At 75.8% G+C, this 236-nt stretch carries 1 protein-coding gene; it reads right to left on the bottom strand.

Translation table 11 applies throughout. From position 1 onward, the window contains the following. Positions 1-236 (bottom strand): glycosyltransferase N-terminal domain-containing protein (locus ACQG3P_RS23530; protein ID WP_426806394.1); only part of this gene is annotated, 236 nt, incomplete at both ends.

Raw genomic sequence — 236 nt, 5'->3', positions numbered from 1 at the left:
AAGTGGCCCAGGACACGGCCCACGCGGCCCGGCCCGTCGTAGGGCAGGACCACGTGGTCCACCGCATCGCCCCACAGCGAGCGCACCCGTTCCGACCCGGTCGGGGTGATGGTGGTGATCACCCAGCGGATGTCCGGGCGCAGCTGGCGCTGCGCATTGACCAGCGGCGCGGCCGCGTTCACCGGGGCCGGGGATAGCGCGTGGAGCGAGGCCGGCGGCGGCGCGGGGGTGTGGGG

Origin of the sequence: Stenotrophomonas sp. SrG, assembly GCF_050031795.1 — a bacterium.
Lineage (GTDB): Bacteria > Pseudomonadota > Gammaproteobacteria > Xanthomonadales > Xanthomonadaceae > Stenotrophomonas > Stenotrophomonas rhizophila_A.
The sequence above is the reverse complement of the archived record's forward strand: the minus strand, read 5'-3'. Positions and strand labels throughout refer to the sequence as shown.